Annotated in this window: 12 protein-coding genes; 5 read left to right on the forward strand and 7 right to left on the reverse strand. The window is 70.6% G+C overall.

The annotated features are described in order from the left end of the window. Positions 1–9: 9 nt before the first annotated feature. From ABZ297_RS32695 to ABZ297_RS32705, 3 genes are read right to left on the reverse strand one after another with little or no spacing between them, the layout of a single operon-like run. Entirely contained in the window at positions 10–774 is a 765-nt protein-coding gene (locus tag ABZ297_RS32695) for an SCO1664 family protein (RefSeq protein WP_355354256.1), read from the reverse strand. After that, positions 771–1,319 carry a DUF3090 domain-containing protein gene (locus ABZ297_RS32700; protein WP_355354259.1) on the reverse strand — a complete coding sequence of 183 codons (549 nt, stop codon included), beginning with the start codon at positions 1,317–1,319 and terminating at the stop codon, positions 771–773. The genes ABZ297_RS32695 and ABZ297_RS32700 overlap by 4 nt, the downstream gene beginning before the upstream one ends. Before the next feature lie 9 nt (positions 1,320–1,328). Next, a complete protein-coding gene (locus tag ABZ297_RS32705) occupies positions 1,329–2,015 on the reverse strand; it encodes an MSMEG_4193 family putative phosphomutase (protein ID WP_355354262.1) in 687 nt (228 codons plus the stop codon). Positions 2,016–2,079: 64 nt separating this feature from the next. On the opposite strand from ABZ297_RS32705, the gene ABZ297_RS32710 reads away from it, so the two are divergent. Further along, entirely contained in the window at positions 2,080–3,027 is a 948-nt protein-coding gene (locus tag ABZ297_RS32710; protein ID WP_355354265.1) for an aldo/keto reductase, read from the forward strand. A 127-nt stretch (positions 3,028–3,154) separates the two neighbouring features. Next, positions 3,155–4,012, forward strand: coding sequence for a hypothetical protein (locus ABZ297_RS32715; RefSeq protein WP_355354268.1), 858 nt, complete (start codon positions 3,155–3,157; stop codon positions 4,010–4,012). Here ABZ297_RS32715 and fabI read toward each other — a convergent pair whose 3' ends face one another. Beyond that, entirely contained in the window at positions 4,013–4,777 is a 765-nt protein-coding gene (gene fabI / locus ABZ297_RS32720; RefSeq protein WP_355354271.1) for an enoyl-ACP reductase FabI, read from the reverse strand. A gap of 1 nt (position 4,778) precedes the next feature. Then, positions 4,779–5,474, reverse strand: coding sequence for a 3-oxoacyl-ACP reductase FabG (gene fabG, locus ABZ297_RS32725; protein WP_355354273.1), 696 nt, complete (start codon positions 5,472–5,474; stop codon positions 4,779–4,781). A 77-nt stretch (positions 5,475–5,551) separates the two neighbouring features. On the opposite strand from fabG, the gene ABZ297_RS32730 reads away from it, so the two are divergent. Next, a complete protein-coding gene (locus ABZ297_RS32730; RefSeq protein ID WP_355354276.1) occupies positions 5,552–7,045 on the forward strand; it encodes a TldD/PmbA family protein in 1,494 nt (497 codons plus the stop codon). A 38-nt stretch (positions 7,046–7,083) separates the two neighbouring features. Continuing rightward, positions 7,084–8,439 (forward strand): metallopeptidase TldD-related protein, encoded by a 1,356-nt coding sequence (locus ABZ297_RS32735; RefSeq protein ID WP_355354291.1) that lies wholly within the window; start codon positions 7,084–7,086, stop codon positions 8,437–8,439. A gap of 146 nt (positions 8,440–8,585) precedes the next feature. Here ABZ297_RS32735 and ABZ297_RS32740 read toward each other — a convergent pair whose 3' ends face one another. Then, entirely contained in the window at positions 8,586–8,798 is a 213-nt protein-coding gene (locus ABZ297_RS32740) for a dodecin (RefSeq protein ID WP_355354279.1), read from the reverse strand. A 99-nt stretch (positions 8,799–8,897) separates the two neighbouring features. Between ABZ297_RS32740 and ABZ297_RS32745 the strand changes: the two genes are divergently transcribed. Continuing rightward, a complete protein-coding gene (locus ABZ297_RS32745) occupies positions 8,898–9,212 on the forward strand; it encodes a DUF3099 domain-containing protein (protein WP_355354282.1) in 315 nt (104 codons plus the stop codon). Positions 9,213–9,527: 315 nt separating this feature from the next. Here the strand turns inward: ABZ297_RS32745 and ABZ297_RS32750 are convergent. Then, positions 9,528–9,985 (reverse strand): DUF6457 domain-containing protein (locus tag ABZ297_RS32750; protein ID WP_355354285.1); only part of this gene is annotated, 458 nt, incomplete at its 5' end.

Genomic DNA, 9,985 nt, shown 5'->3' on the forward strand with positions numbered 1-9,985 from the left:
TAAACGGGTTTAGACAGGCGGCCAGGGGATGGCCGGCCAGTCCTCCGACGGGTACGGGTGCACCCCGGTGTCGAGCAGTCGCCTGACCCGTTTCCAGGTGGCCTCGACCTCGGCGAGCGTCAGCAGTTCGCGCAGCCTGCGGCCGAGCGCGCCCGACTCCAGCTCTCGGTCGAGCTTGGCCAGCACGCCGACCGCCTCGCGGGCCAGCGGCTTGCCCCGCCACTGCCACAGCACCGTACGCAGTTTGTCCTCGGCGGCGAAGCAGACCCCGTGGTCGACGCCGTAGACGTGCCCCGTCGGCAGGGGCAGCAGGTGGCCGCCCTTGCGGTCGGCGTTGTTGATCACGGCGTCGAACACCGCCATCCGGCGGACCAGCGGGTTGCGGCTGCGCACCAGCCGCATCAGGTCGACCTCGCGCTCGGTGTCGATCCACAGCTGGCACATGCCGGGGCCGAAGGGGCCGTCGCGGTAGACCGTCGGCGGCACGATCTGCCAGCCGGTCGCCTGCGAGACCTCGAACGCGGCGACCTCGCGCGCGGCCAGGGTGCCGTCGGGGAAGTCCCACAACGGGCGCTCGCCGCGTACCGGCTTGTAGACGCAGGCGGCGGTGCTCCCGTTGAGCGAGACCGAGCAGTACAGCGTCATGTTGGTGGCCTCGATCAGACGGCCCGCCACCTCCAGGTGCCCGTCGCGGAGAAGCTTCAGCGCTCGTTCGTCTTGGATGGGGGACGGGTGGGTCGGCATGAGAGCGGGCTCGCTCTCGGAGGCGCTCATGTGGCCGCCTCACCCCCGCGATATCCGTTGAGGCGCACGCAGACGTGTCCTTCCGGGTCGAGCGGCTGCCCGCACAGGGGGCACGGCGGCCGTCCGGCGGCGACGATCTGGAGCGCGCGCCGGGTGAACGCCCGAGCGGCCCCCGCGCTGATACGCACCCGCAGCATGGCGGGCTCAGGTGCGTCCAGATCGTCCTCGTCGATGATCTCTTGCGCTTCGATCACTACCTGGGAGGTGTCGGGGTCCCAGGCCAGCGCCATCGTGCCCACCCGGAAGTCCTCCGCGAGGGGCACGTCGAGAGGCGCGTCGTCGGCCAGGTCGGCGGGCGCCACGGCGGGCACCTGCGCGGTGCCCCCGCTGCGGCGCAGCACCTCGTCGAGCAGCTCGTCGAGCCTGCCCGCGAGCGCCGCGACCTGGAGTTTCTCCAGTGCCACCGTGGTCAGTCTGCCCTCGGCCCTGGCCTGCAGAAAGAAGGCTCGTGCGCCCGGTTGCCCCATGGCACCGGCCACGAACCTCTCTGGTGGGTCGTAGTCGAAGACCGGCATAGCCTGACCTTACGTGGTTCCGGGTCCACCGCCGACGGCGGCATCGCTCCCGGTGATGTTTTCTCCCCCGTCTTTCTCCTCCGAATCCTCGGGGAGCCGCAATTCCCCCATATCGTTAATCTTGAGAATAAAGGGACGCAAGGGGGCATAGCGAATGACGGTGAGGGCCGCCGGATCGGCGGTAATCCGTTGAAAATGATCGAGGTGGAGCCCCAGTGCGTCGGCGACGATCGCCTTGATCACGTCGCCGTGACTGCAGGCGAGGTAGACACCCTTCTCCCCGACGCGCCGGTTCCAGTCGCGGACCGCGGCCACCGCCCGGTGCTGCACGTCGGCGAGCGACTCGCCTCCGGGGAAGACCGCCGCGCTCGGATGCGCCTGCACCACCCGCCACAGCGGCTCCTCGGCCAGCTCCCTCAACGGCCGCCCGGTCCACTCGCCGTACCCGCACTCGACGAACCGCTCGTCGGTCTGCACCTCGGCCCCGCGCCCCTCCGCGACGGCCTGCGCGGTCTCCTGGCAGCGCTCCAGCGGGCTGGAGACGATCGCGTCGAGCCGGACCCCCGCCAGGCGCCCCGCCAGCGCGGCCGCCTGCGCCCTGCCCGCCTCGCTCAGATGGACGCCGGGGGTACGGCCGGCCAGCACCGGACCCGTCAGGTCGGTCAGCCCGTGGCGGGCGAGAAGCAGCGTCGTCACCCCGCAAGTGTCGCAGGCGTGGATCACGGCGTTTCACACGCCCGGGCGGTAATCTGGCGGGACCATGCAGCAGCGCTATGTGGGCCGTAGCGGCCTGTCGGTGTCCCGGGTGGGGCTCGGCACGATGACCTGGGGGCGTGACACCGACGCTGAGGAGGCGGCGGCCCAGCTCCGCAGCTTCGTCGACGCCGGCGGCACGCTCGTCGACACGGCCGACGTCTACACAGCCGGCGACGCCGAGCGCCTGCTCGGCCGGATGCTGCGCGAGTCGGTGCCGCGCTCGGAGCTGGTGATCTCCACCAAGGCCGTGGTGACCCCCGCGGGCCGCAGGCCGCGCGACGCCTCCAGGCGGCACCTGATCGCCGCCGTCGACGAGTCGCTGAACCGGCTCGGCCTCGACTACGTCGACCTGTGGCAGCTGCACACCTACGACGAGGAGGTGCCGCTGGAGGAGACCCTGGCGGCGCTCGACGCGATCGTCACCTCGGGCCGCGCCGTCTACGCGGGCGTGTGCGACTACTCGGGCTGGCAGCTCGCCGCCGCAGCTGTGTCCCAGCGCGCGAGCCCCGGCCGGATCCCGATCATCTCGGCCCAGGCCGAGTACTCGCTGCTTGCCCGCGAGCCGGAGCGCGAGCTGCTGCCCGCCGCCCACCACGTCGGGGCGGGCGTGCTGGCCTGGTCGCCGCTGGGCAGAGGGGTGCTGACCGGCAAGTACCGCACCGGCATCCCGGCCGACTCACGCGCCGCCACCCCCCATTTCGCCGACTTCGTCCGTCCCTACCTTGACGAGCGCAGCCGCCGCGTGGTGGAGTCCGTGACCACCGCGGCCGACGGCCTCGGGGTCTCGCCCCTGGCCGTGGCGCTGTCGTGGGTGCGCGACCAGCCGGGGGTCGCGTCGGCTATCGTCGGGGCCCGTACGCACACGCAGCTCAAGGGCGTGCTGCTGGCCGAGGACGTGGTACTGCCGAGAGAGATCCGCGAGGCTCTTGATGACGTTTCGTCGATCGACTGAGCGGAAACGAGAGACAGTCTCGCGTATCACTAGTCGATACCAAATCGCAACTTTGCCAGGAAACGCCTGCGTCCGGGGAGCGATGTCCATAAAGATTTCCTCCGGAAGCGCACGCGGGAGGAGACTGATGGGGAGCAGGACCGCGATCTCGGCTGGAGCCCTCGCGGTGGCACTGGCGGCCGTCCCGGTGTTCGCGCTGCCCACACCCGCGCTGGCCCGCGACTGCCCGCGCGGCGGCGGCCTGCTCTCGCCGGTGACCGACGGGCTGTGCGACGTGGTCGGCACGGTCACGGGCACGGTCGACAAGCTGACGGGCAAGGTCGGCCAGCCCGTGACGAAGGGGCTGAACGACACCACCGACAGCGTGCTGGGCAGGGTGGGCGAGGCCGTGCCCACCGCCAAGCCCACCGCCAAGCCCACCACCTCGTCGGAGACGCGCCCGACGCCCGGCACCACCGAGCTGCTGCCCGAGACGTTAGGCGAGGTCTGCCTGCCGGTGCTGGCGTGCCAGGAGCGGGGCACCGTCGACACCCACTCGCCCGCGCAGCCGACCGACACGACCGACACAGCCGAGAAGCCGATCGCCACGCCCAGCGCGAAAGCGCGCAAGAAGAACCGCGACACCACCATCCAGCCGACGCACGCCCCCACCCACCCGCAGACCGAGACCTACCAGATGGACTCCACGCGGGAGCCGGTCAAGGACGACGACGAGCCCACGGTCGACACCGACGACGCCCACCTCGACCTGCTGTGGCCCAACCCCCTGGCCCGTGAGCTGACCGTGCCGCTACGCGACCAGCACGTGGTGCGGCCCAGCCCGCCCGCCTCCGACGTGGTGGGCACCGCGCTGACGATCCTGCTGCTGGCCTCGGCGATCCTGGCCACGCGGATCGTGCAGCAGCGGCGCCAGAACACCGGGCGGCCCGACTCGATTCCGTTCGAGCCGGGCAGGGCGGGCAACGGGCGGCACCGGCTGGCCTGATCAGGCCCCTATCGCGTGCACTCCGCCGTCGACGTGGACGATCTCACCCGTCGTGGCGGGGAACCAGTCGGACATCAGCGCCACGCACGCCTTGGCGGCGGGCACGGTGTCGGACAGATCCCAGCCGAGGGGCGCCTTCTCCGGCCAGCTGTCCTCGAACTCCTTGAAGCCCGGGATGGACTTGGCCGCCATCGTGCGCAGCGGGCCGGCCGCGACCAGGTTGACGCGGATGTTGTGCTTGCCCAGGTCGCGCGCCAGGTAGCGGTTGGCCGACTCCAGGCCCGCCTTGGCCACGCCCATCCAGTCGTAGACGGGCCACGCCTTGGAGGCGTCGAAGTCGAGGCCGACGATCGAGCCGCCCTCCTTCATCAGCGGCAGGCAGGCCACGCTCAGCGACTTGAACGAGTACGTGGACACGTGCAGGGCCGTGGAGACGTCCTCCCAGGCGGTGTTGAGGAAGTTGCCGCCCAGCGCGCTCTGCGGGGCGAAGCCGATGGAGTGGACGACCCCGTCGAGGCCGTCGACGTGCTCGCCGACCCTGGCGGCCAGCGTGTCGAGGTGCTCGGTGCTCTGCACGTCCAGCTCGATGACCGGCGGCGGCTGCGGGAGCCGCTTGGCGATGCGCTCGACCAGGCTGAGCCGGCCGAACCCGGTCAGCACGACCGTGGCGCCCTCCTCCTGGGCCAGCTTGGCCACGGAGAAGGCGATCGAGGCGTCGGTGAGCACGCCCGTCACGAGGATCCGCTTGCCTTCGAGAATTCCCATGTCAGTGCCCCATTCCCAGTCCGCCGTCGACCGGGATCACGGCCCCGGTGATGTAGGAGGCGTCGTCGCTCGCCAGGAAGCGGACGACGCGCGCGATCTCGCCGGGCGACGCCTGGCGCCCGAGCGGGATGTTCTTGATGATGGCCTCGTTGTTGAGGTCGGCCGTCATGTCGGTGGCGACGAAGCCGGGCGCGACCACGTTGACGGTGATGCCGCGCGAGCCGTACTCGCGGGCCATCGACCGGCCGAAGCCGATGAGGCCGGCCTTGGAGGCGGCGTAGTTGGTCTGGCCGGCCGAGCCGAGCATGGCGATGACCGAGGAGATCAGGATGATCCGGCCGCGCTTGAGCTTCATCATCGGTCTGATCGCCCGCTTGGCGACCCGGTAGGCGCCGGTGAGGTTGGCGTCGATGACGTCGGTGAAGGTCTCTTCCTTCATCATGGCCAGCAGGGTGTCCTTGGTGATGCCCGCGTTGGCGACCAGCACCTCGACCGGGCCCTGCTCGGCCTCGACCTTGTCGAAGGCGGCCTCGACGTCGGCCATGCTGGTCACGTCGCACCGGACGCCGAAGAGCCCCTCCGGTGGCTCCCCCGATCGGTAGGTGACCGCGACGGAGTCGCCCGCGGCGGCGAGTTCACGGGCGATCGCGAGGCCTATGCCGCGATTGCCCCCGGTGACGAGTACAGAGCGTGCCATGGCATCTGACGCTATCCCCTACCGGCGGGTATTCGCTTGTCCGGGGGGCACAAGATCGCGGGGTTAGGATCGTGGACATGCGCCAGATCGACCCCGATTTCCGAGAACTGCCGCTCGGGCAACTCGCGGACGCCGCCCTGCAACGCGCCCGCGAGCTGGGTGCCGAGCACGCCGACTTCCGGCTGGAACGTGTCAGAGCCGAGACCCTCAGCCTCTACGACGCCCGTCTCGAAGGCTCCATGGACGCCGACGACCTCGGCTACGCCGTGCGTGTCGTCAAGGGCGGCACGTGGGGCTTCGCCGCGGGCATCCACCTGACCCCTGAGGCCGCCGTGAAGGTGGCCGAGCAGGCGGTGCGGGTGGCCGAGGTGAGCGCGCCCATCAACCGTGAGCCCATCGAGCTGGCACCCGAGCCGGTCCACTCCGAGGCCGTCTGGGTGTCGTCCTACGCCGTCGACCCGTTCGAGGTGCCGTCGGCGGAGAAGGTGGGCCTGCTCGCCGACTGGTCGGCCGCCCTGCTGAAGGGCTGCGACCACGTCTCGGCGCGGCTGCTGCAGGTCAAGGAGCAGAAGTTCTACGCCGACACGACCGGCACGACCACCACGCAGCAGCGGGTGCGCGTCTTCCCGCGCCTCAACGCGATGAAGGCGGGCGAGGCCGGGTTCGACGACATGTCGACCCTGGCGCCGCCGGCCGGGCGCGGGTACGAGTACCTGACGGGCACCGGGTGGGACTGGAAGGCGGAGCTCGCCCAGCTGCCCGAGCTGCTCGCGGAGAAGCTGACCGCGCCGTCGGTCGAGCCGGGCGAGCACGACCTGGTGATCGACCCGTCGAACCTGTGGCTGACGATCCACGAGTCGATCGGCCACGCCACCGAACTGGACCGGGCGCTCGGCTACGAGGCGGCCTACGCGGGCACCAGCTTCGCCACCTTCGACCAGCTCGGCGAGCTGGTCTACGGGTCGCCGGTGATGAACGTGACCGGCGACCGCACCGTGGAGCACGGGCTGGCGACGATCGGCTACGACGACGAGGGCGTGCTGGGGCAGAGCTTCGACATCGTCAAGGACGGCGTGCTGGTCGGCTACCAGCTCGACCGGCGGATGGCGCTGATGAAGGGGTTCGGGCGCTCCAACGGGTGCGCGTTCGCCGACTCGCCCGGCCACATGCCGATCCAGCGGATGGCCAACGTGTCGCTCGCCCCCGCCCCCGGCGGGCCGTCCACCGACGAGCTGATCTCCGGGGTGGAGCGCGGCCTCTACATCGTCGGCGACAAGAGCTGGTCGATCGACATGCAGCGGTACAACTTCCAGTTCACCGGGCAGCGGGCGTACCGGATCGTCGACGGCCGGCTGTCGGGGCAGGTGCGCGACTTCGCCTACCAGGCGACGACGACGGACTTCTGGCGGTCGATGGAGGCCGTCGGCGGCCCGCAGACGTACGTGCTGGGCGGCGCCTTCAACTGCGGCAAGGGCCAGCCTGGCCAGGTCGCCCCGGTCAGCCACGGCTGCCCCTCGGCTCTGTTCAGGGGCGTCCGGATCCTCAACACCGTGCAGGAGGGCGGGAAGTGAACGAGCGCGGCTTGCGGGCCCAGGCCTCTCCCCAGGAGATGGTGGAGCGGGCCCTGGAGCTCTCCAAGAACGACGGCTGCTTGGTGATCGCGGACGAAGGGTCCACGGCCAACCTGCGCTTCGCCGGCAACACGCTGACCACCAACGGCGTCGCCCGTTCGGCGCAGCTCACGGTGATCTCGATCGCGGGCGAGGGGGTGGGCGTGGTCTCCCGGGCCGCGGTCAGGCCCGACCAGCTCGCCGACGTGGTGGCCGCGGCCGACAGGGCGGCGCGTGAGGCGCAGCCCGCCGAGGACGCCAGGCCGCTGCTCGACGGGCTGCCCGCGTCCCCGGGCTGGGCCGAGCCGGTCACGCCCACCGACATCGGCGTGTTCGAGGGCTTCGCGCCCGCGCTCGGCGAGGCGTTCGCCGCCGCCGACGCGGGCGGCAGGAAGCTGTACGGCTTCGCCGAGCACTCGCTGACCTCGACCTTCCTCGGCACCTCGACCGGGCTGCGGCTGCGTCACGACCAACCGTCCGGGCGGCTGGAGCTCAACGCCAAGTCGGCCGACCTCAAGCGCTCGGCCTGGACGGGTGTGGCGACCCGCGACTTCACCGACGTGGACGTCGCCGCGCTCGACTCCTCCCTGGCCCAGCGGCTGGAGTGGGCCAAGACCCGGGTGGACCTTCCGGCGGGCCGCTACGAGACGCTGCTGCCGCCGAGCGCGGTCGCCGACCTGGTGATCTACCTGCTGTGGTCCGCGGGCGCCAGGGACGCGCTCGACGGCCGGTCGGTGTTCGCCAAGCCGGGCGGCGGCACCCGCGTCGGCGAGCAGCTCGCCACGCTGCCCGTGACGATCTCCAGCGACCCTCGCGCGGCCGGCGTCGAGGCGTCGCCGTTCGTCGTCGCGCACGCCTCCAGCCGCGAGAGCTCGGTCTTCGACAACGGCCTGCCGCTGGCGAAGACCGACTGGATCGCCGACGGACGCCTGCAGGCGCTGCTGCAGACCCGGTACTCGGCGGAGCTGAGCGGGCTGCCCGTGACCCCGGCGATCGACAACCTGATCATGCGGGGGCCCGAGGGCGGGCGGTCGCTGGAGGAGATGGTCGCCTCCACCGAGCGCGGCCTGCTGGTCACCTGCCTGTGGTACATCCGCGAGGTGGATCCGCAGACGCTGCTGGTCACCGGGCTGACGCGCGACGGTGTGTACCTCGTCGAGAACGGCGAGGTGGTGGGCGAGGTGAACAACTTCCGCTTCAACGAGAGCCCGGTCGACCTGCTGGGCCGCCTGACGGAGGTCGGCGCGAGCGAGCGGACCCTGCCGCGCGAGTGGAGCGACTACTTCCAGCGCACGGTGATGCCCGCGCTCCGGGTGCCGGACTTCAACATGTCCACGGTCAGCCAGGCGAGCTGACTCCGGCCCTTCGCGCACAGCCGCCGGGGCGCCGGCGAACGGTGCGCCCTGGGGCGTCGGCCACGCGCCGGCGCCTCAGGGCGACCTCAGGCGCCCGGCCCCCGACCCCGGGCGCGCGGCGCCGTGTGAGCGGCTGCAGCGGGCCGTCAGGCGTCTTCCAGGCGGAAGCCGACCTTCATGCCCACCTGGATGTGCGCGACCTCTCCCGCGTCCATGTGGCCGCGGATCTCCGTCACCTCGAACCAGTCGAGGTGCCGCAGCGTCTGCGAGGCGCGCCGGAGCCCGTTGCGGATGGCGTCGTCGACGCTCTCCCCCGACGTTCCGACTATCTCGGTGACCCGATACGTACGATCCGTCATCTCCGAATCCTCCTTACTCGAAGGCCATGATCGCATGACCTCCACGATCGGCCGGGAGCGCCGTCGCGACCGCGGGACCCTGGGTCTACCGTTGAAGGTATGAAGGGGTGGCGCAAGAAGCCGGACATCCACCAGGTCACCGACGCGAAGCCGTCGCTCACCGCCGACATCCGGCGGCGTGAGGTCAGCTACCTCATCAAGATGGGCATCCGCACGATCTGCCTGATCCTGGCCGTGGTGGTGCCCGTTCCGTGGCCGTACCGGATGCTGTTCATCGCCGGTGCCGTTTTTTTGCCATACATAGCGGTAATCGGGGCCAATGAGAGGGAAGCGGGCGCCCCTCCCCCGGTGTTTCACACGCCTGAAGCTAACCAAAGCGAGATACCGATGCACCGGCGCGAGATCGGGTCGTGACTAAGTCTTGACGCATCCCATGGGTTGTAGGTGTACGCTTTAGGCACGCACTCCGGTCCCCCGTCGGAGTGCTGGTGCCGGCGTTCCGGGCCCCCGTCGGAACGCCGATGAAGCGACGCCGGGTGGTTTGCCCCCGTAACCACCCGGCGTCGCCCTTTTCCGGGGCGCCCTCACCCTTCATGATCATTTTGGCCGCCGTCGGCCTCGCATTGGATAGGACCGCTTTCCCGAAAGCGGTTTCCAGCTGCTGTGCATGGAATTGCCAGGAAATCTTCAGCTTCGCCCAGGTCTTGACAGGACGAGTTCGTTCGAGTGTCAGCTGTCGGTCAGCGTCTCCGCCGTGGCCGTGCCCCAGTTCCTGGCCAGGACCGTGAGCCGGTCCACCGCCCCTTCCGGCGCGGTGCCCGCCCCTTCGGCCAGCCCGAGCAGGTAGGCGGTCAGCGGGGCGGCCGGTCTGGCCACGCCGTGCGCCACCTCCTTGGTGAGCTCCAGGATCACGTCGCGGTCGACCCTGGCCGGGTCGACACCCAGTTCCTTGCAGGCCAGCGCGGTCCACTCGTTCAGCACGTTCATGTGAGCCTCCTCCAGGTCGTCCATTGTGTCGCAGTCGAACCAGGGGCGTCCGGGCAACGTCAGCCGCGCCGTGACCAGGGGTTCCAGGAGGCCGCGCAGCGAGCCCGTGCTCATGGCGCCGTTGGCACTCGACACCGAGCTCAACCAGAACCTGCGGCTGATGCGCATCCCGGTGATCGGAGAGGCGATGACAAAGCTGA

Source organism: Nonomuraea sp. NPDC005983 (assembly GCF_040614375.1).
In the GTDB taxonomy this organism is placed as follows: Bacteria; Actinomycetota; Actinomycetes; order Streptosporangiales; family Streptosporangiaceae; genus Nonomuraea.